19 protein-coding genes and 1 pseudogene are annotated in these 26,358 nt (G+C 45.0%); 15 read left to right on the top strand and 5 right to left on the bottom strand.

What is annotated here, in order from left to right:
* Window positions 1–217, top strand: a pseudogene (locus KH180_RS14935) (hypothetical protein); the annotation flags it as partial.
* A gap of 80 nt (window positions 218–297) precedes the next feature.
* Entirely contained in the window at window positions 298–2,265 is a 1,968-nt protein-coding gene (locus KH180_RS14930; protein ID WP_290761690.1) for an InlB B-repeat-containing protein, read from the top strand.
* A gap of 81 nt (window positions 2,266–2,346) precedes the next feature.
* On the opposite strand, the gene KH180_RS14925 is transcribed toward KH180_RS14930, so the two are convergent.
* Genes KH180_RS14925 through KH180_RS14915 form a run of 3 tightly spaced genes read right to left on the bottom strand, consistent with a single transcriptional unit; the run spans window position 2,347 to window position 4,547 of the window.
* The gene (locus KH180_RS14925) at window positions 2,347–3,006 is read right to left on the bottom strand and encodes a 3-oxoacid CoA-transferase subunit B (RefSeq protein WP_290761688.1); all 660 of its coding nucleotides are present in this window, start codon (window positions 3,004–3,006) and stop codon (window positions 2,347–2,349) included.
* Window positions 3,006–3,725 (bottom strand): 3-oxoacid CoA-transferase subunit A, encoded by a 720-nt coding sequence (locus KH180_RS14920; protein ID WP_290761686.1) that lies wholly within the window; start codon window positions 3,723–3,725, stop codon window positions 3,006–3,008. The genes KH180_RS14925 and KH180_RS14920 overlap by 1 nt, the downstream gene beginning before the upstream one ends.
* A gap of 27 nt (window positions 3,726–3,752) precedes the next feature.
* Entirely contained in the window at window positions 3,753–4,547 is a 795-nt protein-coding gene (locus KH180_RS14915) for an enoyl-CoA hydratase/isomerase family protein (RefSeq protein WP_290761684.1), read from the bottom strand.
* 243 nt (window positions 4,548–4,790) lie between these two features.
* On the opposite strand from KH180_RS14915, the gene KH180_RS14910 reads away from it, so the two are divergent.
* From KH180_RS14910 to KH180_RS14850, 13 genes are all read left to right on the top strand, one after another.
* Window positions 4,791–5,564 (top strand): Uma2 family endonuclease, encoded by a 774-nt coding sequence (locus KH180_RS14910; protein WP_290761681.1) that lies wholly within the window; start codon window positions 4,791–4,793, stop codon window positions 5,562–5,564.
* A 190-nt stretch (window positions 5,565–5,754) separates the two neighbouring features.
* The gene (locus KH180_RS14905; RefSeq protein ID WP_290761680.1) at window positions 5,755–5,889 is read left to right on the top strand and encodes a hypothetical protein; all 135 of its coding nucleotides are present in this window, start codon (window positions 5,755–5,757) and stop codon (window positions 5,887–5,889) included.
* A 193-nt stretch (window positions 5,890–6,082) separates the two neighbouring features.
* Window positions 6,083–8,770 (top strand): InlB B-repeat-containing protein, encoded by a 2,688-nt coding sequence (locus tag KH180_RS14900; RefSeq protein ID WP_290761678.1) that lies wholly within the window; start codon window positions 6,083–6,085, stop codon window positions 8,768–8,770.
* A 151-nt stretch (window positions 8,771–8,921) separates the two neighbouring features.
* Window positions 8,922–9,065 (top strand): hypothetical protein, encoded by a 144-nt coding sequence (locus tag KH180_RS14895; RefSeq protein ID WP_290761676.1) that lies wholly within the window; start codon window positions 8,922–8,924, stop codon window positions 9,063–9,065.
* Window positions 9,066–9,118: 53 nt separating this feature from the next.
* Complete coding sequence (locus tag KH180_RS14890; protein ID WP_290761675.1) at window positions 9,119–11,929, top strand: InlB B-repeat-containing protein; 2,811 nt, start codon at window positions 9,119–9,121, stop codon at window positions 11,927–11,929.
* 152 nt (window positions 11,930–12,081) lie between these two features.
* The gene (locus KH180_RS14885) at window positions 12,082–12,216 is read left to right on the top strand and encodes a hypothetical protein (RefSeq protein WP_290761673.1); all 135 of its coding nucleotides are present in this window, start codon (window positions 12,082–12,084) and stop codon (window positions 12,214–12,216) included.
* 58 nt (window positions 12,217–12,274) lie between these two features.
* Window positions 12,275–15,082 (top strand): InlB B-repeat-containing protein, encoded by a 2,808-nt coding sequence (locus KH180_RS14880; protein WP_290761671.1) that lies wholly within the window; start codon window positions 12,275–12,277, stop codon window positions 15,080–15,082.
* 148 nt (window positions 15,083–15,230) lie between these two features.
* Complete coding sequence (locus tag KH180_RS14875) at window positions 15,231–15,365, top strand: hypothetical protein (RefSeq protein ID WP_290761669.1); 135 nt, start codon at window positions 15,231–15,233, stop codon at window positions 15,363–15,365.
* Between the two features lie 22 nt (window positions 15,366–15,387).
* Window positions 15,388–18,234, top strand: a complete 2,847-nt coding sequence (locus tag KH180_RS14870) for an InlB B-repeat-containing protein (RefSeq protein WP_290761667.1) — start codon at window positions 15,388–15,390, stop codon at window positions 18,232–18,234.
* Between the two features lie 144 nt (window positions 18,235–18,378).
* Entirely contained in the window at window positions 18,379–18,513 is a 135-nt protein-coding gene (locus KH180_RS14865) for a hypothetical protein (protein WP_290761665.1), read from the top strand.
* Window positions 18,514–18,610: 97 nt separating this feature from the next.
* A complete protein-coding gene (locus tag KH180_RS14860) occupies window positions 18,611–21,394 on the top strand; it encodes an InlB B-repeat-containing protein (protein ID WP_290761663.1) in 2,784 nt (927 codons plus the stop codon).
* Between the two features lie 65 nt (window positions 21,395–21,459).
* The gene (locus tag KH180_RS14855) at window positions 21,460–21,588 is read left to right on the top strand and encodes a hypothetical protein (RefSeq protein WP_290761661.1); all 129 of its coding nucleotides are present in this window, start codon (window positions 21,460–21,462) and stop codon (window positions 21,586–21,588) included.
* Window positions 21,548–24,514, top strand: coding sequence for an InlB B-repeat-containing protein (locus KH180_RS14850; RefSeq protein ID WP_290761659.1), 2,967 nt, complete (start codon window positions 21,548–21,550; stop codon window positions 24,512–24,514). Before KH180_RS14855 ends, KH180_RS14850 begins: the two co-directional genes overlap by 41 nt.
* Before the next feature lie 35 nt (window positions 24,515–24,549).
* On the opposite strand, the gene KH180_RS14845 is transcribed toward KH180_RS14850, so the two are convergent.
* Window positions 24,550–25,539, bottom strand: coding sequence for a sugar-binding transcriptional regulator (locus tag KH180_RS14845; RefSeq protein ID WP_290761657.1), 990 nt, complete (start codon window positions 25,537–25,539; stop codon window positions 24,550–24,552).
* Between the two features lie 17 nt (window positions 25,540–25,556).
* Entirely contained in the window at window positions 25,557–26,351 is a 795-nt protein-coding gene (locus KH180_RS14840; RefSeq protein WP_290761655.1) for an HAD-IIB family hydrolase, read from the bottom strand.
* Between the last annotated feature and the right edge of the window lie 7 nt (window positions 26,352–26,358).

Genomic DNA, 26,358 nt, shown 5'->3' with positions numbered 1-26,358 from the left:
TGTGGAGCAAATTGAGCTTCCGGAAGAAGAGAAAAACTTGAATAAAAAGCAAGAAGAAACCAGCAGTAAAAAGAACACGGACATACCGATAAAACAAGCGGAAGAGCCTGTAAAAAAGACAGCAGACGGGCAGACCTTATTGGACGTAAGCAAAGGAAATATCACGCTTACAAGCGCCGGAGCGACCGGGGGGGTACAAGCAGTGAGACATCTTTAAACCCTCTGGGATACCGGATAAAAGGAACAACCACTTCGAATTGTATTAAAGTAGAATCAGGAGTCACCACTGACATTACATTGGATAATGTCAGCATTACCAGCAGCAGCGGAAATAAAAACTGTATGGATGTCTCCCATGCCAATGTGACGGTCACGTTGGTGGGGAAGAATATGCTTTCTTGCGGAATTAGAAATTATGGAGCGTTAGTAAAGAATGGAATGGATGATACAAAACTGATCATTCAGTGTGAACATGCAAGTGAAAAAGGGCATCAGTGTACGAAAGAAACCTGCGGTTCTCTGGAAGCGAAGGGGACTGTAGAGCATGCGACTGCCATTGGAAATATAATTACAAATAGAACGATAGGAAAAGAGACTGGATTTACCAATTTTACTGTCAGAGGCGGAATCGTCACAGCAAAAGCAGGAGGACACAACTGTGCGATCGGCGCAGCGTGCGGAAGCTATGTATATGGAACAAATGGTGAAGGGACCAAGATGTATGCTAAAAATATCCGCATCGAGGGAGGAATTGTTACGGCCGAGGGCGGAGACAACTGTGCAGGCATCGGGGGAGGAAAAGTGACTCCGGTAGATGGTATTTATATTACCGGAGGTACGGTCTATGCTTCCGGGGGAAGCTATTCGCCGGGCATTGGTTCCGGAGGAACGGGGCCGTCAGATGCTTCAAGTTTTACAGTAGTACAAGATAGATGTTATAATGCCTCAAATATTGTGATCAGCGGCGGAGATACTCTTGTAAGAGCCGTCGGAGACAAGGATACAGGCATGCCGGGCATTGGCTGCGGCAAAGCAGGAGATACTGTGGCAGGAACTGTTTCTAATATTTGTGCAGTCCCCAACACTGGCTATCAGGGATATATTCAGGATGGAACATCTGAGACAGAGTATGATTTTACAGAAGAATCCCCATTCCAGAATAGGCAGGATATAAAGGCAGATAAGTATTTTACTATGGTCTATTTTGGTCCGTTCCGGGATGAAAACAAGATCGATCCGGACAGCAAGGAACAGCTTGGTGCCAATCATGTGATCAGTAAAACAGGCGGCAAAGAATTTACTGAGGAACAGATGAAGGAATTAGCGAAAGCCAATGGGAAAGACAAAGATGGGAATCCGTTCGATATGGGAGAGTTTCTTTTGCCGGATAAAGATCAGATCCATGCCATCAATGAGGCTAAAAAGAAAGGTGACATTGGGGATTTTCCATTGACCATTGCCACAGAAGGCGGAACCCAGGTAACGATCACCGTATCGTTAAGAGGTAATGGAACAGATGCAGCAGTTCCGGACAGCCAAAATGGATCAGGTATGGTGGGAGCCAACAATGTGGAGAAAGAGACCGGAGGAAATGCTTTTGAAATAGAGGAGATTAAGGAACTTTGCGGCATCAAGGGGAAAGACAAAGACGGGAACAATCTGAAATTAGACGACTTTAAAATTGACCAGGCACAATTAAAAGCCATCAATGAAGCTAAAACATCTAAAAATACGGGGAGGTTTCCTCTGACCTATGAAACACCTGACGGAGAGAAAGTAACGGTGGAAGTTTTGCTCACAGGAACAGTAGAAATATCTTTCGACACAAACGGAGGCAGCGAACCGCCCCAAATGCAGAGTACGGACAGCGGAAAGAAGGTGCAGAAGCCGGAAGACCCGGTGCGGGAGGGATTTATATTTGAAGGATGGTATTATACAGATAAAGATGGGAATGAGGCCAAATGGAATTTTGAAGATCCTGTGTATGAAAATATGACTCTGAAAGCCAAATGGAAAGAGGAAGTAAAAAATACAGAGACATCAGCGGAAGAATCAGGATCTGGTACAGAAACCGGCTCCGGTACAGCAAAAGAGGAGGACCAGACAGGGAAAAAACAGATTCCCGGCTGGGAATATCAGAAAAGGGAGACACATGAAACAGAATCTGTGGCTAAAACAGGGGATACAGCGGACGTTTTGTGTTTGATCTTTTTGGCAGAGCTATCTGCCGCAGGTATTGGATTTGTTTATAAACATAACTCATAATAATTTTCCTAAAATGAAGGCGGAACTGCAGCATATAATCAGCAGTTCCGCCTTCATGATAATGTCATACAGAGCCTTAAATTAGTCCATGACTCCTATTTCATCAGGGACGATCACATCAGCGTCTGTGCAGGCCAGAATGTCATCTACCGTATAACCAGAAGCCAATTCTCTGAGAACTAAACCTTTGTCTGTTACCTCAAAGTAGCATCGTTCCGTCACAATATCAGTTACACATTTTGCCCCGGTCAGAGGAAGTGTGCATTTCTTTAAGATTTTAGAAGCACCACTTTTCTCACAGTGATCTGTGGCAACAATGATTTTCTTTACACCGGCACAGAGATCCATAGCGCCGCCCATACCCGGAGCAAGCTTGCCCGGAATGGTCCAGTTGGCAATGTTTCCTTCTTGATCTACCTGAAGAGTTCCGAGTACGGTGGCATCCACATGGCCGCCGCGGATGAAAGCAAAGGAAGTCGTATGGTCACAGATGCTTCCTCCTTTGATGATAGAAGCCGGCTGTCCTCCTGCATCGATGATATCAGGGTCAGCATCCTCCCATTTTGGGGTGGAGCCGCAGCCTACTATACCAATCTCAGCTTCCAGCCAAAGTTCCACACCTTCCGGCAGATAATTAACACACATCATAGGAACGCCGATTCCTAAATTTACAAAATCCCCGTCTTTAAAAAATCTTGCACAGCGGGATGCGATCAGTGCACGTCCTGTAAGTCCTGCCATTACTTTCCACCTCCTTCTGCTTTTGCTCTCGCACGCTGCCACATAGGGCAGAAAGGTTTCTTCTCGCCGGTTCTCACATATACCATATCGATAATAGGAGCAGGCACGTCGATTTCATCCGGGCCAAGTTCTCCTACCTCAACCAGTTCCTCCACCTCAACGATGACAATGTCTGCTGCAAAGGCCATATAACTGTTGGTGGCTCTTCCGGTGTAGCGGAAGGCGATATTTCCGATCGTGTCAGCTTTCCACGCTTTAATCAGAGCAACGTCTGCATGGAGCGGGAGTTCCAGGAGATATTCTTTTCCGTTGATCGTCAGCTTCTGTTTCCCTTTTTCAATATCCGTTCCGACACCAGTCGGAGTAAGACATCCGCCAAGACCTGCTCCTCCGCAGCGGATCCGTTCTGCGAAAGTACCCTGGGGTACAAATTCTACATCCAGGTCTCCTGCAAACATCTGGTCGCGGGCTTCCGGATTTAAGCCGATATGGGTTGTAATCAGACTTTTTACTAACTTTTCATGAATGAGTCTTCCCAGTCCCTGGTCAGGCATGCCGCCGGAAACAGCTATAGCCGAAATGTCTTTGACACCTTTTTCGAGCATGCCGGTGATCAGTTCTTCAGCAGAGTGTTCTCCATGCCAGTCCCCAAACATAATCGTCTGGCCGTCATGGATTTTTGCGATTGCATCTTCTTTGGTCACTACTTTTGATTTCAATATCGTTACCTCCTTTCAGTGAACTGCCTATTTTCCTTGGAATTCAGCTTTCCGTTTTTCCATAAATGCAGAGCAGCCTTCTTTAAAGTCTTCCGTATTGGAAGCTTCGTGCTGTGTCGGTATTTCAACATCATTCAGGTAACGTTCATAATCGGAGAATGCAGCGGCATAGATCTGTTTTTTGATATTTTTATAAGATACCTGAGGACCGGATGCCAGCCTCTTTGCAAACTTGTAAACTTCCGTTTCAAGATCTTCCTTTGAAGTTACTTTGTACACGAAACCAAGATCTTTTGCCTCCTGTGCATCGACAGGGCGTCCGGTTGCACAAAGTTCCATTGTTTTCTTTTCGCCGATCTCCTTGGCCAGAAGGTAAGCGCCTCCTGTATCCGGAACGAGTCCGATATTAACGAATGCCATGATAAATTTGGCATTGTCAGCAGCAATGATAAAATCACCGGACAGGGCAAGGCTGAAGCCTGCGCCAGCCGCAGCGCCGCTGACTGCTACAACGACCATCTTGCTCATGGATTTCAGACCGTTGGTGACTTTGCCGACCTTGCCGATCAGTCCGTCCATGTTGATATCGCCGCCGCTTTTGATCAGATCATAAAAATAACCGATGTCTCCGCCGGCTGAAAACGCCTTTGGAGCGCCTTTCAGTACAACCACTTTGGCATCCGGATCTGACTCAGCCTTTTCAACAACATAAATAAGTTCATCAGCCATCTGTTCGTCAATGGCATTCAGATTTTTCGGATAGTCCATTGTTATAGTCGCAATTCCGTCTGCCACATCATAATGCAGTTTTTGAAGTTCCATCGCAGTCCCTCCTTATATGGGGTATTTCATTGTATGGATACGATTGACAAAGTTCCTCCTTTCGTGTGTCTTTATAGTCCGTTCTCATGTGAAATGATACTTATATTTTACTCCTAATAACTGATAAAAACAAGAATAATCAGACTTTTTATTGGCATAAATATGGAAATAAAACGGTTGATTTACGGGTATAATGCGGATATAATTTAAGTGTGGTATAGGCGGCATTTAAGGAGAGATTCTATGACGATTGAAGAAATGAAACAAAGGAAAATAGAGTTAGGATATTCTTATGAGCAGATTTCATTATTGTCGGGAGTACCCGTAGGCACCGTGCAGAAAATATTCGGGGGAGTCACAAAATCTCCCAGATATGAGACGCTGAGAGCACTGGAAAGAGTTCTTAACAGGGAATCCGGAGCAGCACTGGGAGAACCGGCAGAGTATCTTTCATGCAGCACTCCGAAAAACTGCACAATCTCAGATTATGACGCCATTTCTGCGGAAAGAAGGATAGAATTGATCGACGGGGTTATCTACGATATGGGAGCCCCGACATATATACATCAGATGATTGCCGGACAGCTGTATCGCAGAATATACGATTTCATTGACAGACACGGAGGAGACTGTATCCCCCTCCAGGCACCCCTTGATGTGCAGCTGGATTGTGATGATAAGACAGTAGTCCAGCCGGACATCATGATCGTATGTAACCGCGATAAGTTCAGAGAGGGCAGAATTTTAGGAGCCCCGGACTTCGTAGCCGAGATATTGTCGGAGTCAACAAAAAAGAAGGACCTTACAATCAAATTGGGAAAATACACAGAGGCCGGAGTAAAAGAGTATTGGATCATAGATCCGGACAAAAAAAGGATACTGGTTTACGATTTAAAACAAGATGCAGACCTGAGTATCCATGGATTTGATGAAACAGTCCCGGTGGGGATCTTTCAGGGACTCTGTGAGATAGATTTTTCAAAGATCTATGAGGCCATAGAAATTTTTCACGAATAAAATACGAAAACAGGCTGAACAAAGGGCAGGAACATGCAAGAGTGTAGGAATAATAAAGGACATCGGAGGAATGTTTCCGATAGCCTTTTGGCATCTAACCTTTCTGTTTGAGCAAAGTTCTTATAAAGTCAAAGAAAAAAAGCCCGAAAAAGAGTGCACTTGAGGGCAGAGAGAAAGGACGGAGAGAACAATGAAAAAACGATGGATGAGATGTCTGGCTGCAGTTTCTCTGATTGTGACCATGGGAACCGGGGCAGGGACTGTTCTGAAGGCTCAGGATGAGGAAATAGCTGGAAAAACCGGGGGGGGGTATTTCCAGAATTGAGGAACTGACCCCGGAAAGTTTATGTGGAACAGAAGCTGATACAGCAGCAGAAACCTCGGACACGGAAATACAAACAACAGAAAAAGCAAACACAGAGCCGCAGGAAATTCCGACAGCAGAGAGAAAGTCTGTATCAAAAGAAAAACAGACGAAAGGCAAATTCAAAAAGCTGGCTGAGAACGGGCAGACATTTTTGGATATAAGCAAAGGAGATATCCGAATTACGGCGAATGGAGCTACAGGCGGAGGACTTTCAGAGAATGAGACGGAACTGAATCCAAAAGGATACTGGATTACGGGAAAAACCTCAGATTATAATATCGTAGTAAAGAAGAATGTGACCACTGCGATTACCATGGAGGATGTCAGCGTGACATCCGGAACTTCCACTGCACGATTGGACAGTATGAACGTATCTCATGCAAAGGTGACCATTACTTTAAAGGGAACAAATGATTTGATCTGCAATACAAAAGGAACGGTCGATGGAAATCCCCCGGGGACCGGATGTGCACTGGCAAAAGACGGCATGGACGGAAGTCTCGTTATCCAATGCGAACATATACATATAGCAGGTCATAAATGTGATGACAGCTGCGGTTCTTTGTTGGTAAAAGGAAACCCGAATATCATACATGCAGGTGCTTTGGGAAGTACTTATAGAAATGTTGCTACAAAAAGTGAGAGTGGATTTGCCAATCTGACAATTCATGGAGGAAATATCACTGTATTGGGAGGAGCGCACTGCCCTGGAATTGGTTCAGCCTGTGTTTCTGAAAGAACCGGCGGAGGTTATACAAAAGATATCACGATCACCGGAGGAAACATTCATGCGACAGGTACAGGATATGGTGCAGGCATAGGTTCTGGTTATGGAAATAAAGTGGATGGAATTACGATTTCAGGAGGTTATGTAAAAGCTGTGGGAGGGGCCTATGCCCCTGGTATTGGTGCATCTACTCATACGAGCAGTTATACGGGACAAAGTGATGAGACAAAAAATATAAAGATTTCAGGAGGCGATACCGTTGTAGTTGCTATCGGAGACGAGACGACAGACATGCCCGGCATTGGTTCCGGAGGCGGAAGCAGCAAAGTGACTAATGTTACTGCAGTTCCGGATTTTGGATATCAGGGCTATATTCAGGATGGAACGACCGAAGAAAACTACACTTTTGTAGATGGAACCCCTTTTAAAGGATTAACATCTATCGATGTGAAAAAGTTTTACACAAAGGTGTATTTTGGACCGTTCCGCGACACAAATGAAATCGAAAAAAATACAAAAGACCAGATCGGAGCCAATCATGTGATCAGCAAAACTGGAGGGGAAGCGTTCGGAGAGGACCAGTTAAAAGGACTTACGATGGTCACTGGGAAAAATGAAGATGGAAAAGATTTTACTATCAATGAGCTGACATTTTCTAATCCAGAGCAGATTAAGGCGATTAACAGTGCAAAGATGAAAGGCGAGATTGGAGAATATCCTTTAACGTTTCAGACACCGAGCGGGACCCGGACGACAGTGACCGTATACCTGAAGGGAGACGGAACCGATGCGGCAGAGATGAACCCAGAGAGATTAGAATCGACCATTGGGGCAGATGGCTTCTGGGAAGAGACCGGAGGCGAAGCTTTCAGTGAAGAAGATGTGCAAAAGCTGGCCCAGGTCCAGGGGAAAAATGAAGAAGGAACAACCTATCCTCAGGAGGATTTCACAGCAGATGCTGATCAGCTGCAAACAATCAATGAGGCAAAAACGTCCGGAAAGGGCGGAACTTTTGAGCTGACCTTCACATCCCCGGACGGCAAAAAGGCCACGGTGGAAGTGGTGCTGAAAGCCTATGATGAGACAACTGTGAACGAGACAACCGGAGAGCAGATCAAGGGGCTGAATATCATCAGTAAGACCGGAGGGGAAGTTTTTACAGAGGATCAGTTGAAAGCGTTATCAAATGTCACGGCCCTGACCAGCGGAGGAGATCCTATTGACAGAACCGATTTGGTCTTTCCAAATGACGATCAAATCAAGGCGATCAATGAAGCAAAAACTAACGGAAAGACCGGAGATTTTCCACTGACTATAGAGACACCAGACGGGACAGGGATTACAATCCAGGTATCGTTAAGAGACAGCGGGACCGACCAGACTGCGGAAGGGGAGGACGGAGAACAGAAAAGCAGCCTTGGAGCCAATAATACTACACAGCTAACCGGAGGAGAAGCCTTTGGTGAAGCAGAGATTACAGAACTCTGCAAAGCAAAAGGGAAAAACAAATATGGGAACAATGTGACAGTCAGTACAGACAAAGAGCAGCTGGACAAAATCAATAAGGCAAAAACAGAAGGGAAGACCGGAAAATTTAAACTTACCTTTTTCCTGGAAGACGGGACTAAAGCAGAGGTGACGGTCACTCTGACCGGGGATCACACGGTATCCTTTGATCCGGATGGAGGAGACTATCAGCCAAAGGATCAGATTGTTGTGGGAGGAAGACCAGCAGTAGAGCCAAAGGAGCCGAAAAAAGAAGGATATATTTTTGAGGGCTGGTATTACACCGATGAAAAAGGAAATGAAGTGAAATGGGACTTTGACACGCCGGTCCATCAGAGTATGGCCCTGAAGGCAAAGTGGAAGAAAGAGCAGAAAGAAACAGGGACGAAAGCACCAACGACAGAAAAAAACAAAACCACAAAAGGGACAGAAACAACAAAAACAGGTGGCGATGAGAACTGGGATTATCGGGAGATCAAAAAAGATAAGACCGGAACCCGGGCAGTAAAGACCGGAGATGACACCAAACTTCCATGGATTCTTGGATGCATGGCAGGGGCGGCAGGAATCATGGCCTATGTGCTGAAGAGAAAGAAGATAAAATAAAAGAGCATAAAAAGACAGCGGGGAAAAGCCATCCCGGCTGTCTTTTTCTATCTAACATTTTGATCGGTCTGATGTTCTTATAAAGCCAAATAAAAAAGAAAAGCCCAAAAAAGAGTGCACTTGAGGGCAGAGAGAAAGGACGGAGAGAGTAATGAAAAAACAATGGATGAGATGTCTGGCTGCAGTTTCTCTAATTGTGACCATGGGAACAGGGGCAGGAACTGTTTTGAAGGCTCAAAATGAGGAAATAGCTGGAAAATCCGGGGGGGGGGTATTTCCAGAATTGAGGAATTGACCCCGAAAAGTCAGGGTGGAACAGAGGATAGTACAGCAGCAGAAATCTTGGGCATGGAAATACAAACAACAGAAAAAGCAAACACAGAGATGCAGGAAATGCTGACCGCAGAGAGAAAGTCTGTATCAAAAGACAAACAGAAGACAGGTAAATCCAAAAAGCTGGCTGAGAATGGGCAGACATTTTTGGATATAAGCAAAGGAGATATCCGAATTACGGTAAATGGAGCCACAGGCGGAGGACTTTCAGAGAATGAGACGGAACTGAATCCAAAGGGATACTGGATTACGGGGGAAACCTCAGATTATAATATTGTGGTACAGAAGAATGTAACAACTGAGATTACCATGGAGGATGTAAGTGTAACATCGGGATCATCCAGTGAAAGATTGGACAGCATGAATGTATCTCATGCAAATGTTACTATTACGCTGCGCGGAGACAACCAGCTGATTTGTAATACAAAAGGTTCAGGTAGTGGTACGCCTCCAGGTACTGGTTGTGCTTTGGCCAAGGATGGAATGGATGGAAGTCTGGCTATTCAGTGTGAATACGTCCATGATAAAGGTCATAAATGTGATGCCAACTGTGGCTCTCTGCTGGTAAAAGGGGATCCAACCATTGCACATGCAGGTGCTTTGGGAAGTACTTATAGAAATATTAGTACAACTAATGAGAGTGGATTTGCCAATTTTTCAATTTATGGAGGTAATTTGACTGTATCAGGAGGAGCACATTGTCCGGGAATCGGTTCAGCCTGCGCATCGGAACATTATGGTGGCGGATACACAAAAAATATATTGATTACCGGGGGAAATATTAAAGCCAGAGGAACAATGTATGGCGCTGGGATTGGTTCGGGATTTGGAAATAAAGTAGAAGGAATTACAATTACAGGCGGATATGTAGAGGCTTATGGAGGACCTTATGCCCCGGGAATTGGAGCACCAGATTATCAACATAATGGTTTATATGATAAACAAAGCTGTGAAACAAAAGATATAAATATTACAGGTGGAGATACAGTAGTGAAAGCGGTTGGAGATATGGATACGGATATGCCAGGGATAGGTTCTGCTGCAGGAAATGAAAAAGTATCCAATGTAACTGCGATCCCTAACTTTGGTTATCAGGGCTATATCCAGGATGGAACTTCAGAGACAGACTATACATTTATGGACGGAACTCCATTTAAACAAAAAACGGATATCCAGGTAGGAAAGTTTTATACCATGGTGTATTTCGGACCATTCCGCGATACCAATGAGATCGAAAAGGATACCAAAGACCAAATCGGAGCCAACCATGTGATCAGCAAGACCGGAGGACAGGCTTTCAGTGAAGATCAGTTAAAAGGGCTTACGATGGTCACAGGGAAAGATGAAGACGGAAAAGACTTTTCCGAGGATAAACTGACCTTTACGGATCAGGCGCAGATTGCAGCGATCAACAATGCGAAGACCAAGGGAGAAATCGGAGAATATCCGCTGACCTTTCAGACTCCAAATGGGACAAAGACTACAGTGACGGTATATTTAAAGGGAGACGGAACCGATGCTGCTGCTATGGATCCGGAGCACCTGGAACCAACCATCGGAGCGGACAGCTTTTCCAAAGAGACCGGAGGATCAGAGCTGACCGCCGAGGATGTACGGACACTTGCAGCAGTACAGGGAAAAAATGACAGCGGGACCACCTATGAAACAGACCAGTTGGAACCGGACATACAGGAGCTGGCTGCGATCAATGAAGCAAAGACAGGTGGAAAGGCCGGACAGTTTCCGCTGACCTTTACTTCACCAGATGGGAAAAAAGCGGTGATCACTGTAACACTTTACGGAGAGTATGATAAGATCACAACGGATCCGGATACGGGAGAGACGATCAAGGCGAACCATATCATCAGCAAGACCGGAGGAGAGGAATTCACAAAAGACCAGTTAAAGAAGCTGAGCAGAGTGAAAGCCATAGCAGGAGACGACAGTGTCATTGAAACGGAACTTCTTATGCTTCCTAATCCTAAAGAGCTGCAGGAGCTGAACCAGGCAAAAACATCGGGAAAGACCGGGCAGTTTCCTCTGACCTTTGCCACGCCAGACGGAACAGAGGTAACCGTCATGGTCTATCTAATGGAGGAAGGTACCGATGGAGCCGTCCAGGAAAGCGGGAAACCAAGTCTTGGAGCAGACAATCTGAGCTATCCCACCGGAGGTAGTGGATTTGGAGAGAAAGAACTGACAAAGCTTTGCCAGGCGAAAGGAAAAGATGAGCATGGAGACAATGCAGATCTGAGCATCGATGAGAAACAGCTTCAGAAGGTGAATGAAGCAAAGGAAGCGGGGAAGACCGGAACGTTTGATGTTACATTTTTGATGGAAGATGGAACCAAGGTCAAAGTAAAGGTTACACTGACCGGGGATCACACGGTATCATTTGATCCAAACGGAGGAGACTATCAGCCAAAGGATCAGCTCGTTGTGGGAGGAAGACTGGCAGTAGAACCGAAGGAGCCAAAGAAAGAAGGATACATATTTGAGGGCTGGTATTACACCGATGAAAAAGGAAACGAAGTTAAATGGGACTTTGACACGCCGGTTCATCAGAGTATGACTTTGAAAGCCAAGTGGAAGAAAGAATCGACCGAACCAAAGACGGAAAAGACGACAACAGAAAAGACAAAAGCGACAAAAACAAAGAAGACAGGTGATGATGAAAATTGGAACTACCGGGAGATTGAAAAAGATAAGACCGGGACCCGGGCAGCAGAAACCGCAGATAAAGCCAAACTTCCATGGATTCTTGGATGCATGGCTGGGGCAGCAGGAATCATGGTTTATCTGATGAGAAGGAAGAAGATAAAATAGAGGAACATAAAAGGACAGCGGGAACAAACCATCCTGGCTGTCCTTTTTTCGTCTAACTTTTTTATCTGTCTGATGTTCTTATAAAGTCATATAAAAAAGGAAAGCCCAAAAAAGAGTGCACTTGAGGGCAGAGAGAAAGGACGGAGAGAGCAATGAAAAAACAATGGATGAGATGTCTGGCTGCAGTTTCTCTGATCGTGACCATGGGAACCGGAGCAGGGACTGTTCTGAAGGCTCAGGATGAGGAAATAGCTGGAAAATCCGGGGGGGGGTATTTCCAGAATTGAGGAATTGAACCCGGAAAGTCAGACTGGAACAGAGGCTGGTACAGCAGAAATTTTGGGCATGGAAATACAAACAGCAGAAAAAGCAAACACAGAGCAGCAGGAAATGCCGACCGCAGAGAGAAAGTCGGTATCAAAAGAAAAACAGAAGAAAGGCAAATCCAAAAAGCTGGCTGAGAACGGCCAGACATTTTTGGATATAAGCAAAGGAGATATCCGAATTACGGCGAATGGAGCCACGGGTGGAGGACTTTCAGAGAATGAGACGGAACTGAATCCAAAGGGATATTGGATTACGGGGAAAACCTCAGATTATAATATTGAGGTAAAGAAGAATGTGACTACTGAGATTACCATGGAGGATGTCAGCGTGACATCCGGAACCTCCACTGCACGATTGGACAGTATGAACGTATCCCATGCAAATGTGACTATTACTTTGAAAGGGAAAAATGAACTGATCTGTGACACGGAAGGCCCAAGTCCGGGAAATCCTCCAGGCTCTGGAGGAGCTTTGGCGAAGGATGGAATGGACGGAAGCTTGACGATTCAGTGCGAACAGAGCCAAAATGCAGGACATCGCTGTGATGATAAATGTGGTTCTTTATTAGTGAAGGCAACGAAGTACCATGGAGCAGCACTTGGCAGTACATTGAGAAATAGTGGTGAAGGAAATGACTCCGGGTTTGCTAATCTGACCATCCATGGAGGGAACATTGATGTTTCGGGAGGGGGACATATGCCTGGAATTGGCTCTGCATGTGTTTCTGAACAGACTGGAGGAGGTTACACAAAGAACATAAATATAACAGGAGGAATCATAAAGGCAGTAGGAACAACTGTCGGGTCTGGCATTGGTTCCGGATATGGAAATAAGGTCAATGGAATCTATATTACCGGAGGATATGTGGAAGCCTATGGAGGCCCGGATGCCCCTGGAATTGGTGCAAGTAAAGGAGACAGCAAGCAATCTATGCTGACACAGAATATAAAAATCAGTGGAGGAGATACTGTAGTCATTGCAGTTGGAGATGAGGACAGCGGGATGCCTGGAATTGGCTCAGCTGCTGGAAATACCAAAGTATCAAATGTCACTGCAGTGCCGGATTTCGGATATCAGGGATATATCCAGGATGGCACTGCTCTGGATGATTATACTTTTGTAGACGGCACTCCGTTTAAGCAGGCCGCAGATATTCAGGTTGGACGTTTTTATACGAAAGTTTACTTTGGGCCGTTTCGCGATACCAATGAAATCGAAAAGGATACCAAAGACCAGATTGGAGCCAATCATGTGATCAGCAAGACCGGAGGACAAGCTTTCAGTGAGGATCAGCTAAAGGGGCTTACCATGGTAACCGGGAAAAACGAAAATGGAAAGGATTTTTTGGAAAATGAACTGAGTTTTACCGACCAAGCACAGATTGAGGCAATCAACAGAGCAAAAACCAAAGGTGAGACCGGGGAATATCCACTGACCTTTCAGACGCCGAATGGGACAAAAACTACAGTGACCGTATATCTGAAAGGTGATGGAACGGATGCAGCACAGATGAATCCGGATAAACTGGAGCCAACCATCGGGGCAGACGGTTTCTGGCAGGACACCGGAGGAGAAGCTTTTACTGAAGATGATGTACGGAAGCTGGCCCAGGTTCAGGGAAAAAATGAAGAAGGAACAACTTATCCCCAGGAGAATTTTGGGGCAGATACCAGTCAGTTGGAAGTGATCAATGAAGCCAAGACGGCAGGAAAAGGCGGCACTTTTGAACTGACCTTTACATCTCCGGACGGGAAAAAAGCTACCGTGGAGGTGGTGCTGAAAGCATATGATGAAACTGCCGTCAATGAGACGACCGGAGAGCAGATCAAGGGACTGGATATCATCAGCAAGACCGGGGGGAAAGCCTTTACAAAGGAACAGCTATTAAAACTTTCAGATGTGGCAGCCCAAAATGGAGACGGAGACCCGATCGCAGGAACTGATTTGGTATTTCCGGATGAAAAACAGATCAGAGCGATCAATGAAGCCAAAACCGGCGGAAAAACCGGAGACTTTCCGCTGACTATAGAGACGCCGGATGGGACAGGGATCACGATCCATGTGTATTTAAGAGACGGTGGGACCGATCAGATAAAGAACGGAGAAGACGAAGAGAAAAAGGGAAGCCTCGGAGCGAATCATATCACACAGCCCACTGGAGGAAACGCTTTTAGTGAAGAGGAAATCATAGAACTCTGTAAAGCCAAAGGAAAAAATAAATATGGAAACAATGTAGCAGTGGGAGCAGACAGAAATCAGCTGAACAAAATCAATGAGGCAAAAACAGAAGGAAGAACAGGAGAATTTAAACTTACATTTTCCATGGATGACGGAGTTAAGGCAGAAGTAACTGTGACATTGACCGGAGACCATACAGTGAATTTTGATCCGAATGGAGGAGACTATCAGCCAAAGGATCAGCTCGTTGTAGGAGGAAGACCTGCGGTAGAACCAAAAGAGCCAAAGAAAGAAGGATACATATTTGAGGGCTGGTATTACACTGATGAAAAAGGAAATGAAGTCAAATGGGACTTTGACACGCCGGTCCATCAGAGTATGACTTTGAAGGCCAAGTGGAAGAAAGAACTGAAAGAAACAGGCAGGAAAAAAACAACTACAGAAAAAATCAAAACAACAAAAGTGGAAGAAACAACAAAAAAGAATGGACATGATGAGAATTGGAACTACCGGGAGATCAAAAAAGATAAGACCGGGACCCGGGCGGCAAAGACCGGAGACAAAGCCAAACTTCCATGGGTTCTTGGATGTATGGCAGGGGCATCAGGAATCATGGCCTGTCTTCTGAGAAGGAAGAAAGTAAAATAGGAGGATATAAAAGGACAGCGGGGAGAAATCATCCTGGCTGTCCTTTTTTATCTAACTTTTTTATTTATCTGGTGTTCTTATAAAGTCATATTAAAAAGAAAGCCCAAAATAGAGTGCACTTGAGGGCAGAGAGAAAGGATGGAGAGCAATGAAAAAACAATGGATGAGATGTCTGGCTGCAGTTTCTCTGATCGTGACCATGGGAACCGGGGCAGGAACTGTTCTAAAGGCTCATGATGAGGAAATAGCTGGAAAATACGGGGGGGGGTATTTCCAGAATTGAGGAGCTGACCCCGGAAGAACAAATGGGAAGCGAGACCCCAATAGCCACAGAGCAAAGTAATACAGAGACAAAACAGCCTCAGGAACTACAAACGGCTTCGAAACCTGCCAGTGAAAAGAAAAAAAGTACTGCCGTGAAAAAGAAAACCGCAGGAAAGTCCGGAAAACAGCTGGCGGAAAATGGACAGACTCTTTTGGATGTGAGCAAGGGAGATATCAGGATCACATTAAACGGAGCAACAGGCGGAGGACTTCCAGAGGACGAAACAAAATTGAATCCGGACGGCTATTGGATTAAGGGTACAACTGATACAAATAATGTAATTGTTGAAAGAGATGTTACAACAAAACTTACTTTGGATCAAGTAAACATCACTGCCAGCAGTAAAGTAAACTGTATTGATGTTTCCCATGCCAACGTAACGATCACACTGCGGGGAGAAAATATATTGACCAGTAATTCAGGAAAGTCTGATTCGATGCCCAGTGATTCGGGAAACGGGCTCAATAAAGATGGGATGGATGGCTACCTGACATTACAATGTGAATCAGCCAATATAAAAGGACACAGATGCAATGACAGCTGTGGATCTTTAAAAGCTTATGGAAATCCGAATCAATACCATGCAGGGGCTATAGGGAGTTCATGGAAGAATCATAAAATAAAAGAGGAGAGCGGTTTTTGTAACTTCACGATAAAAGGAGGCAATATTGAGGCATCTGCCGGGGAACATACACCTGGTATCGGATCCGCCTGTGATTCTGAAGCCTATGGAGGATATACAAAGAATATTGTCATTACCGGAGGAAATATAAAGGCAGTCGGTACAGACTTTGGATCGGGGATTGGATCTGGATATGGCAATACTGTGGATGGAATTGTTATATCCGGAGGTACTGTGGTTGCTTATGGAGGCAGATATGCTCCCGGAATCGGTGCATCCGCCTGGGAGGGTGGTATCGCAAGGCCTTCAGAGGAGATAAGGAACGTAAAGATCAGCGGAGGAGATACCGTGGTTATTGCAATCGGAGATGAGGGAACTGGCATGCCCGGGATAGGGTCCAGCGCAGGCAATTCCAAGGTTTTTAATGTAACGGCAGATCCCGAGTTTGGCTATCAGGGTTATATCCAGGACGGTACTTCACTGAATAATTATACATTCATGGATGGAACGCCATTCAAAGAAGAGACGGCCATTAATGTGGGGCGTTTTTATACAAAAGTATATTTTGGTCCGTATCGGGATGCAAACGGAATTGCGAATGATACAAAAGAGCAGATTGGTGCGAATCATGTCATCAGTAAAACTGGAGGGAATCCATTTACAGAAGAACAATTAAAAAGTCTTGCAAAGGTTACAGGAAAGCAGGAAAATGGAACAGACTTTTCTGACGAAAAATTGACGTTTGACAGCAAGCAGCAGATTGAGCTTATCAATGAGGCAAAAACTGCTGGGAAGACAGGAAAATTTGATTTGACTTTTACGACACCAAATGGGACTAAGGCTACGGTCCAGGTACACCTGAAAGCTGTGGGAACGGATGCAGCTAAACTTGATTCGGAAAAAGGCGGGACTATGATCGGAGCGGATAATTTCCAGAGTGATACCGGGGGAGAGGCATTCAGCGAAGATGATGTAAGAAACCTGGCTGCAATCCAGGGTAAGGACCCAGAAGGAACGACATATCCGTCAGAGGTTTTTTCGGTAAATTCTGAGCAGCTTGCGGCTGTCAATGAGGCGAAGTCATCTGGGAGAGGAGGAGAGTTTCCGCTGACTTTTACATCTCCTGACAATAAAACGGTCACTGTTGTGGTGGAATTGAAAGTCTATGACCAGATAACTACCGATGAAAACACAGGTGAAACGATTAAAGGACTGAGTGTCATAAGCCAGACCGGTGGAAAAGCATTTGAGGAAGAAGAATTAAAAGAACTTTCTTTGGTAAAGGCTGAAGATGGCAGCGGAAATCCTGTCTCCCGAAATGATCTGGTATTTTCTGAACCAGAACAGCTGAAAGATATCAATCAGGCAAAAACCAGCCATTTGACAGGAGATTATCCACTGACTATTGAAACACCCGGAGGTACAAAGATTACGATCTATGTATATTTGAGAGAGAATGCTGCAGGAAAAACAGCATACAGCAAAGGGCAGGGAAGCCTTGGGGCAAATAATATTATACAGCCCACAGGCGGAAAGGCTTTTGGAGAAGAAGATATTGTGAATCTCTGTGAAGCTAAAGGAAAAGATGCGTACGGAAACAATGTCTCAGTAAGTGTGGACAAAGAACAGCTGGAATTAATAAATAAGGCAAAAATTTCTGGGAGGACAGGGGTTTTTAAACTTGAATTTAGACTGGAAGATGGCAGCAGGATTGAGGCAGCTGTCACCCTGACAGGAGATCACACAGTATCCTTTGATCCGGACGGGGGAGATTATCGGCCAAAGGATCAGAATATAGAGGGTGGAAAGACAGCGGTGGAACCAAAAGAACCGAAAAAAGACGGATATAATTTTGAAGGCTGGTTTTATACAGATGAAGACGGCAAAGAAGTGAAATGGAATTTTGATACGCCGGTACACGATAAATTGATACTCAAAGCTAAGTGGACGAAGAAGCCTGCTGCAGAGGAAACTACTGCTGCTGCCGTCACAAAGAAACCTGATCAGACAACGGCTGAAAAGGATAAGAAGGCGCCTAAAAAAGAAGATACCAATGGTTGGAAGTACCGGGAAGTGGGAAAAAATGCGAAAGAGAGTCAGGCAGCAAAAACAGGAGACGAAACCAAACTTCCATGGGTCCTTGGATGCATGGCAGGTGCGGCAGGATTTGTATTTTGTCTTTACAGACGAAAGAAAATAAAATAACGGAAAATAAGGACAGCATAAAAAATTTAGCTGTCCTTATTTTAGTCTAACCTTTTTTAAAGCCTGATGTTCTTATAACAACTGATCAAAAAAATGCCCGATAAAGAGTGCACTTGAGGGCAGGAAGTGAAGGTGGAGAGAGTAATGAAAAAACAATGGATAAGACGTCTGGCTGCAGTTTCTCTGATCGTGGCTTTGGGAACCGGAGCCGGAACTATGCTGCAGGCTCAGGAAGAGGAAATGTCTGGAAATCCCGGGGGGGGGTATTTACGAAAGTGAAGAGCAGACTTCCAGGGAATTAAGCCAAACTGAAGCGGATCTGGAGGAGAAGACAACGGAGTCGGAAACTGATAAAGCAGAAACTGCAGAGGCAGAAGTGAAACCTCCGGAGACTGAGGGAAAGCAGACTATAGTTAAAAAGAAAAAGGCAGGTGTAAAAACACAGCTGGCTGAGAATGGACAGACTCTTTTAGACGTAGGAGCAGGAGATATCCGTATTACAAAAGACGGTGCCTCGGGAGGAGGGCTTGCTGCTGGAGAGACAAAGCTGAATCCAAACGGATATTGGATTCAGGGTACGACTGATGCAAACAATGTGATTGTCGAAAGAGATGTTACGACGAAACTTACTCTGGATCAAGTAAATATCACTGCCAGCAGTAAAATAAACTGTATTGACGTTTCCCACGCAAATGTAACCATTACACTGCGGGGAAAGAATTTCCTGACGAATAATTCAGGGCGCACCGATGCCAGCGACGGCAATTCGGGCAACGGATTGACAAAGGACGGTATGGATGGAGAATTGACGATACAGTGTGAATCTGCCGGCCAAAAAGGCCACAGATGTGATGACAGCTGCGGGTCTCTGATAGCATATGGAAATCCAAGTCAGTATCATGCAGGGGCTATCGGGAGCTCATGGAAGAATCACAGGACAAAAAATGAGACTGGATTCTGCAATTTTACCATCAAGGGAGGCAATATCGAGGCATCTGCCGGAGAACACACTCCTGGCATTGGTTCTGCGTGTGACTCTGAAATCTATGGAGGTTATACTAAGGATATTTACATAACCGGAGGAAATGTAAAGGCAACAGGGACTGCATACGGTTCCGGCATAGGATCAGGATACGGCAATAAAGTGGATGGAATTTATATAACCGGAGGGACAGTGACAGCCTATGGCGGAAAATATGGTCCGGGGATCGGGGCATCTGCACCTCAGGGCGGTTATTCAGGACCGACGAAAGAGACAAGAAACGTAAAGATCAGCGGAGGAGAGACGGTGGTCATAGCAGTAGGAGATGAAGGAACTGGCATGCCGGGCATCGGGTCTGCAGCAGGCAACTCCAAAGTTTTTAATGTGACGGCATCTCCGGAGTTCGGCTATCAGGGGTATATACAGGATGGAACATCCCTGGAAAATTATACGTTTATGGACGGAACGCCGTTTAAAGAAGAAACTGCCATTAATGTGGGGCGTTTCTATACAAAAGTGTATTTCGGTCCATTCAGGGATTCAAATGAAATTGCAAAAGATACAAAGGAACAGCTTGGGGCAAACCATGTGATCAGCAAGACTGGAGGTGAAGTATTTACCGGGGAACAGCTGATGGTTCTTACAAGAGTTACAGGCAAACAGGAGAACGGAATGGATTTCCCAAAGGAAGATATTACGTTTGACGATCAGCAGCAGATTGAGGCAATCAATCAGGCAAAAACTGCCGGAAAGACAGGAGAGTATCCTTTAACCTTTACGACACCTAATGGGACTAAGACGACGGTAAAAGTTTATTTAAAGGCGGCCGGAACTGACGCGGCTGATATGGATCCAATGCAGAGTGAGCCAACCATCGGAGCGAACAATTTTCAGCATGATACCGGAGGAGAAGCATTCAGTGAGGATGATGTGAGAAGCTTGGCTTCTGTCCAGGGGAAGGACGCAGGGGGAACGACCTATCCGCAGGAAGAATTTTCGGTAGACCCGGAACAGCTGGCGGCAGTTAATGAGGCAAAGACATCAGGAAAAGGAGGGGAGTTTCCTCTTACATTTGTATCTCCTGACAATAAAACTGCCTCGATTACAGTGACTTTAAAAGTATATGACCAAATAAATACAAATGAAACTACTGGCGAGACTATCAAAGGTCTGAACATTATAAGCCAGACCGGGGGAAAAGCGTTTACGGAAGAAGAATTAAAAGAGCTTTCCCAAGTATTTGCATCAGACAGCAGCGGAGAGGCGATTGAACAAAATGCGTTGGTGTTTCCTGACAAAGAACAGTTGAAAGCCATCAATCAGGCAAAAACCGGAAATAAGACAGGAGACTTTCTGCTGACGATTGCTGCGCCCGGAGGAACAGAGATCACGATTCATGTATACCTGAGAGAAAATGCCGATGGACAGACAGAGGAAGGCAGAAAACAAGGGAGTATAGGGGCAGATAATTTTATACAGCCTACAGGCGGCAGAGCCTTTGGAGAAGATGAAATAGTCAGGCTGTGTGAGGCTACAGGCAAAGATGCTTATGGAAACAATGCTGCGGTGTATGCTGATAAAGAACAGCTGGGAATTATAAATAAAGCCAAAACGGCAGAAAAGACCGGTGTTTTTAAGCTTGGTTTTTTCCTGAAAGATGGAAAGAGGATTGAAGTTTTGGTCATTTTGACAGGAATCCACCATGTTGCATTTGATTCTGACGGAGGAGATTATACACCCGGGAACCAGACCGTGGAGGGCGGCAAAAACATAACAGAGCCAGAGGAGCCAAGTAAAAAAGGATATATTTTTGAAGGATGGTATTATACAGATGAGAATGGAGTGCAGAAAAAATGGAATTTTGCCGATCCGGTAAACAGCAGTATGGTCCTGAAGGCCAGATGGAAGAAGATTGCTGAAAGCACTTCAGGAGGGGGAAAGGGCCCAACAGAATCATCAGACAAGACCAATCCAGGAAATAAAGATGAGAATAAATGGAATTACAAAGAAATAAAAGAAAAGAATGGAACAGGAAATAACAGAGATGCCGATCCGGCTAAAACAGGCGAAGACGGAAAACAAATATGGTTTTTTGCGTGCATGGCAGGTGCCGCGGGGATCTGCGGGTATTATTTTTCATTCTTGTCTAACCATTTACACAATAAATTTTTCTTATAACGGTTAAATATCAAAATATGCCCGAAAGAGCGCGCTTAAGGGCAGAGAGAAAGGACGGAGAGAGAATGAAAAAACCATGGATGAAACGACTGGCCGCTGTTTCCCTGATTTTGGCAGTTGGATCCGGAGCAGGAACAATGCTCAGGGCTCAGGATGAGGAAATGTCTGGAAAACCCGGGGGGGGGTATTTGTGAAATACAGGAAATAACCCCGGAAAGCCAGACAGAGGATACAGGAGAGCAAGTTCCTGAAAACGAAGAACTCTCGGAAACAACGCCGAAGGAGGATACGGCAGAACAGCAGGTAACAGAAGAAGTTAGGACAGAGACCAAAAAAGAGAAAGAATCTGCTGCGGTAAAGAAACCGGTGAAGAAAGCTGTACAAAAAAAGAAGCTTGCCCAGAACGGTCAGACACTTCTTGATGTAGGACAGGGAGACATCCGGATCACAGAGCACGGAGCCGAGGGCGGAGGTCTGTCCGAAAATGAGACAGCCCTGAATCCGAAGGGATACTGGATTTCCGGAACAACGACTCAATACAATGTTATAGTGGAAAGCAATGTCACGGCTGATCTTACATTAGACAACGTTGACATTACTTGTGATACAACAAAAATGGACTGTATCAATGTGTCCCATGCAAATGTTACTATAACACTTAGAGGAAAGAATCAGCTTTTTTGTAATTCCGGAGGGGATAATACAGAGGTAGAGGGATGTGCCCTTGCAAAGGACGGAATGGATGGGAGCCTGACCATTCAGTGTGAATCAGCAGATAAGGAGGGGCATAAATGCAGTTCATCCTGCGGATCCCTGCTGGCGAAAGGAAATCCTGGAATCAAACATGCGGGGTCTATTGGAAGTACGGTAAGAAATACATATCGTTCCGGCACAGTAAAAGAAGATATAGGGTTTGCCAACTTTACGATCAAAGGCGGGAATATTGAGGCAGCCGGCGGGGAGCATTGTCCGGGCATTGGCTGTGCCTGTGTCAGTGAATATTACAGCGGAGGTTACGGATATACAAAAAATATCAGAATATCCGGTGGAAATATCATTGCTACTGGAACAAGTTATGGCTCAGGTATTGGTTCGGGTTATGGCAGCAAAGTAGAAGATTTATATATTACTGGAGGAAAAATCACAGCAAAAGGGGGACCACATGCTCCCGGAATTGGTGCATCCGATTTTACCGTTGGCTACAAGCAGTCAGGAGAAACTGAACATCTTGAAATCAGCGGAGGAGAAACTGTGGTAACAGCCATTGGCGATCAGTCTACCAATATGCCCGGAATCGGGGCCGCAAAAGGACTGCATTATGTAAAGGATGCAGCTGTCATTCCAGAAGAAGGATACCAGGGGTATATCCAGGACGGAGAGTCTGAAGATAATTATATATTTGCAGATGGGACACCGTTTTCTGAAAAAACAGAGATTAAAGTAGCAAAATTTTTTACCATGGTATATTTTGGCCCTTACCGTGATGCCAACGGGATTGATCAGGACACCAAAGAACAGATCGGAGCCAACCATGTGATCAGTAAAACGGGAGGCAGTGAATTTACAGAAGAACAGCTGAAAGCCCTGACCAAAGTGACGGGCAAACATGCAGACGGGACCAGCATTCCTGACAGCCAGATTCTTTTTGAGGATCTCAGCCAGATAGAAGCGGTCAATCGGGCGAAAAAGGAGGGAAAGACCGGAGAATACCCGCTGACGTTTTCTACGGAGAATGGTACGACAGTCACGGTTACTGTTTATCTGAGGGGAGAAGGCACGGACACGGCAGGCATGAATGTACAGGAATCATCTTCCGTGATCGGTGCAAACAGTTTTCAGTCGGAATCCGGCGGAGCGGCCTTTACCGAAGAAGAGGTCAAAGAGCTTGGAAAACTGAAAGGAAAAGACAAAGACGGCAATAACATATCTCTGGATGATATGAAGCTTTCGAAAGAGCAGCTGGATAAGATCAACGATGCAAAGACAGCCAATAAAAACGGCACATTTTATCTTACATTTGAAACTCCTGACGGGAAAACAGCACAGATTACAGTCACATTGACGGGAGGACGGGATGTGACAAATGCAGCAGACAGCGGAGACAAGATCATGGCGAACCACATCATCAGCGGCACCGGAGGAAAAGAATTTGCAGAAGAACAGCTGAAAGCACTGGCCGGTCTTGCAGGAAGCAAGGATGACAGTACACCGTATAGGACGGATGAGTTAGAGTTTTCCAATCCCAGCCAGCTGGAGACAATCAATGCAGCAAAGACATCAGGGAAGACAGGGGATTATCCGCTGTCCTTTCAGACACCCCAGGGGACAGAGATCACCATTACTGTTTATCTGAGGAAAGAAGGAAGTGACAACGCACATTATCAGCCGGGGAATTCCTCTGCATCCATCGGGGCAAATGATATTGTCCAGCCCACTGGCGGGAAGGCATTTACTGAGGATGAGATTATAGATCTGTGCGGTGCAAAAGGAAAAGATGAAGATGGAGTTGATGTCCGCATTTCCTCAGACAAAGACCAGCTGGATGTGATCAATGCGGCTAAAACAGAGGGGAAAACCGGAAGCTTTGATCTGACATTTACTACATCCGGCGGCATGGAAGTGACGGTAAAAGTCACTCTGACAGGAGACCATAAGGTATCCTTTGACTCTGATGGAGGCAGTTATACTCCGGATGTCCAAACAGTAGAAGGCGGAAAAAGGGCTGTGAAACCAAAAGATCCGCAGAAAAAGGGATACTTTTTTGAAGGATGGGTTTATACAGACGAGCGGGGCAAAGAGGCGGTTTGGGACTTTGACACACCGGTGCATCGGGAACTGAAACTGAAAGCTAAATGGAAAAAGACAGCTGAGCCAACAACAGAGGAAACAACAGAGAAAGCTGATACACATGGCCCTGATACAACAACAGCGGAAGAAAAGGCAGAAAAACAGGGAAATAACAAGGATGAGAACTGGAAGTATAAAGAGGTTACAAAGAGCAGCAGGAAGACGTCAGCATCGGCTAAAACCGGAGATGAGAGCAGGGTGCTGTGGCTGGCTTTATGTGCAGCCGGAGCAGCCGGTATTTTGATTTGTAAAAAAAGCCGTAAGAGAAAATAAGATTTTTGAAAAGGGTGACTGATGATTGTTTGTTATCAGTTACCCTTTTCGTCTGCATCATCTGAAAGCAGTGCCTTGGCACAGTCCACATCCATAATGAGGATATTTGCGAAGTTTCCTCTAATGCAGCTTTTTACTGCACCGGAGTTCTTGGCTCCTCCTGTGATCAGCAGTTTGTATTCTACATTCTGATAAGCCTCCGCTGAGATTCCTGCAATCCTGCGGTTATATTCATCAAAAGGTTTTGTATTGCCATGACGGTCAAGGAAGCGCAGAATCAGATTACAGACAGCACCCTTTTCTCTAAAACTGTCCAGTTGTTCTTTAGAGACATAGCCCAGCTTGTTCACGGTCTCATACATGGAACTGGAAATATTCATCCCTGAAATGACGATATTTAATTTTTTGAAGTAATCAAAAATAAACCGTACAGCTTCTTCTTTTAGAAATTCTTCCATCAGCTTTTCATTTGAGAAGACTGCGGGTGAAAAGAAAGACACGTAGTTACCGCCATACTTTTCGGCTAAAGCCTCTGCTACCTGATTAGACTGTACTTCTTCCATCCCGGCCGTATGCTGGCTGATGCCTCCGACCAAAGGGACAAAGGTACATTTTCTGTGAAACGTTTTCTGGCTTGTTTTTGCCAGATTCCGAATGCTGGATCCCACAGAGACACCTATAAAATCACCGTCCTTTAACAAACGGTTCAGATAATCAGCTGCCCGTTCATTCAATTTAAAAATACGCTCTTCTTTAGAATCCAGCGGGCCGCTTTCCGCTACGACAACGTCTTTTAAATGATATTTACTTTTTAATTCTTCTTCCAGATCCTTGTACATATATTGTGACAGGTGGCGGACTTTTATTTCTACTATCCCAAGTTCACGCCCGGTCTGGAGCATTCGTGAGACAGAAGATTTGGAAATTCCTAAGTGTTTTGCAATCTGGCTTTGTCCCATTTGATCTTCGTAGTAAAGACTGCAGCATTGATAAATTAATCTTTGATCATCAATTATCTTTCTCATTTCTGAACTCCATAGAACTATATAAGACCCAGTTTTCTGCATCCGTTATAGATTCCATTTTCTGCGACGTTATCCGTTGTAAATGCCGCATAAGGATCTAATCCGCTGTAATGCCGTCCCATGACAATTCCTGTCTCCACGGTCTGCATCATGGAAACATCGTTGTCACCGTCTCCAAATGCATAGGTTGATTGAATTGGAATTCCTAACGCATCAATCATTAATCGGATACCGGATCCTTTGTCTGCTCCAAGCGGCGCAGCATCTGTGAAATGATACCGGATATGTTTTGCTAATTCAAACCGGGACGAAAAATTTGCCTTCAGAAAATCAAAGTCTTCATCATGATCATAGAAAAATGTCAGCTTGTTGATCCTGCATTTATCTTTGGTATCCCAGGGCAGCACCCAGTGGTCTTTGACGCCAAACACCTTTTTAAAAAAACGGTAGCTTTCCCGGTTCATTCCATCGCAGTAGGACTGTGTTTCTCCGTCCATCAGCAGGACAATATTTCTGGGTGCACAAATTTGTCTTATGTCCTCAATTTCAGATTCCTTTATCTCTATGCTTTGAATGATTTCTCCGTCAATTTCCACATAGGAACCCATGCCGGTTATATAACCGTTAAAATAATGTTTTACATCTTCGGAAAATTGTTTCGTTCTTCCCGTACAGACACAAACTGCATATCCGTTTTCTTTTAGCTTTGTTAAAGCTTCTTTCGCGGAATCCGGCATCTCAAAAATATGATCCACCTCATCAATTAATGTTCCGTCATAATCAAAAAATACAATTCCTTTATAGTCTCTCACATCTTTT

Source organism: Anaerostipes sp., from assembly GCF_018381315.1.
GTDB lineage: Bacteria > Bacillota > Clostridia > Lachnospirales > Lachnospiraceae > Anaerostipes.
This window is presented reverse-complemented; position numbering and strand designations above follow the sequence as displayed.

Bases quoted from the DNA above. Each gene is read 5' to 3' on its own strand.
- KH180_RS14925 (WP_290761688.1), bottom strand. From the start codon at position 3,006: ATGGCAGGACTTACAGGACGTGCACTGATCGCATCCCGCTGTGCAAGA.
- KH180_RS14915 (WP_290761684.1), bottom strand. From the start codon at position 4,547: ATGGAACTTCAAAAACTGCATTATGATGTGGCAGACGGAATTGCGACT.
- KH180_RS14910 (WP_290761681.1), top strand. From the start codon at position 4,791: ATGACGATTGAAGAAATGAAACAAAGGAAAATAGAGTTAGGATATTCT.
- KH180_RS14905 (WP_290761680.1), top strand. From the start codon at position 5,755: ATGAAAAAACGATGGATGAGATGTCTGGCTGCAGTTTCTCTGATTGTG.
- KH180_RS14895 (WP_290761676.1), top strand. From the start codon at position 8,922: ATGAAAAAACAATGGATGAGATGTCTGGCTGCAGTTTCTCTAATTGTG.
- KH180_RS14890 (WP_290761675.1), top strand. From the start codon at position 9,119: ATGGAAATACAAACAACAGAAAAAGCAAACACAGAGATGCAGGAAATG.
- KH180_RS14885 (WP_290761673.1), top strand. From the start codon at position 12,082: ATGAAAAAACAATGGATGAGATGTCTGGCTGCAGTTTCTCTGATCGTG.
- KH180_RS14880 (WP_290761671.1), top strand. From the start codon at position 12,275: ATGGAAATACAAACAGCAGAAAAAGCAAACACAGAGCAGCAGGAAATG.
- KH180_RS14875 (WP_290761669.1), top strand. From the start codon at position 15,231: ATGAAAAAACAATGGATGAGATGTCTGGCTGCAGTTTCTCTGATCGTG.
- KH180_RS14870 (WP_290761667.1), top strand. From the start codon at position 15,388: ATGGGAAGCGAGACCCCAATAGCCACAGAGCAAAGTAATACAGAGACA.
- KH180_RS14865 (WP_290761665.1), top strand. From the start codon at position 18,379: ATGAAAAAACAATGGATAAGACGTCTGGCTGCAGTTTCTCTGATCGTG.
- KH180_RS14855 (WP_290761661.1), top strand. From the start codon at position 21,460: ATGAAAAAACCATGGATGAAACGACTGGCCGCTGTTTCCCTGATTTTG.
- KH180_RS14850 (WP_290761659.1), top strand. From the start codon at position 21,548: ATGAGGAAATGTCTGGAAAACCCGGGGGGGGGTATTTGTGAAATACAG.
- KH180_RS14845 (WP_290761657.1), bottom strand. From the start codon at position 25,539: ATGAGAAAGATAATTGATGATCAAAGATTAATTTATCAATGCTGCAGT.